Annotated in this window: 1 protein-coding gene; it reads left to right on the forward strand. The window is 68.4% G+C overall.

What is annotated here, in order from left to right:
- Positions 1-208: 208 nt before the first annotated feature.
- Positions 209-1206, forward strand: a 998-nt coding sequence (locus tag ACSFA3_RS24390) for a rhodanese-like domain-containing protein (RefSeq protein WP_435507958.1), incomplete at its 3' end; no start/stop codon positions are given.

Here is a 1206-nt window from a genome sequence, read left to right on the forward strand (position 1 = left end):
TCATTCGCCACCTGCACATGTACGGCCGCGCGCTCGAAACGCTGAACCAGCGCACCGCCTACGACCTGGCAGCCGGCACGTACCAGACCATGGGCATCGGCGTGCAGACGCGCCGCTAGGCACCCTCTTTCCGTCCTCTCCTTTCTTCATGCGGGCCGCGCGCTGCGGCCTCGCAGGACTTCGTTCGTCCCAACGACTTGCTCTCCTCATGACCTCCTTCATCGACCCGAAGACCCTCAAATCCTGGCTGCACGACGGCGGCGAGATCGCGCTGCTCGACGTGCGCGAGCACGGCCAGTACGGCGAGGCGCATCTGTTCTACGGCATTCCCCTGCCTTTCAGCCGGCTGGAAGTCGATGCGCCGCGCCTCGTGCCGCGCCGCGGCGCGCGGGTGGTGGTGTACGACGAAGGCGATGCCGACGTAGCCGAACGCGCCGCCGCGCGGCTCGCCGTGCTGGGCTACACCGACGTGCATGTGCTGCAGGGTGGCACCCGCGCATGGAAGGCGGCGGGCTACGTGCTGTTCGCGGGCGTCAACTTGCCCTCGAAGACTTTTGGCGAACTGGCCGAAGAGGTCTATCACACGCCCCGCGTCAGCGCCGACCAGCTCGCCGAGATGCTTGCGCGCAAGGACAAGGTCGTGGTGCTCGACGGCCGCCCCGTCAGCGAGTTCCACAAGATGAACATCCCCAGCGCCACCTGCTGCCCCAACGGCGAGCTGGCCTACCGCGTGCGGCAACTGGTGCCCGACACCACCACACCCATCGTCATCAACTGCGCGGGCCGCACGCGCAGCATCATCGGCGCGCAGACGCTCATCAATCTCGGGCTGCCGAACCCGGTCTATGCGCTGGAGAACGGCACGCAGGGCTGGTACCTTGGCGACCACACGCTGGAGCATGGTGGCACGCGGCGCTATGCGGACGACAGCGGCAACACCGACCTGCGCCCCGCCGCCAAGGCGCTGGCCGCCCGCTTCGACGTGCCAGCGGTGAACGCGCAGACCGTGCATCAATGGGCCGCCGATGCGAGCCGCAGCCTGTTCCTGTGCGACGTGCGCACACCGGAAGAATTCGCGGTCGGCAGCCTGCCCGGCGCACAGCACACGCCCGGCGGCCAGCTGATGCAGGCCGGCCACCAGTACTTCGGCGTGCGCGGTGCGCGGCTCGTCTTGTTCGACAACGACGGCGTTCGGGCACCGACCGT

Source organism: Variovorax glucosi (assembly GCF_051216695.1).
In the GTDB taxonomy this organism is placed as follows: domain Bacteria; phylum Pseudomonadota; class Gammaproteobacteria; order Burkholderiales; family Burkholderiaceae_C; genus Variovorax.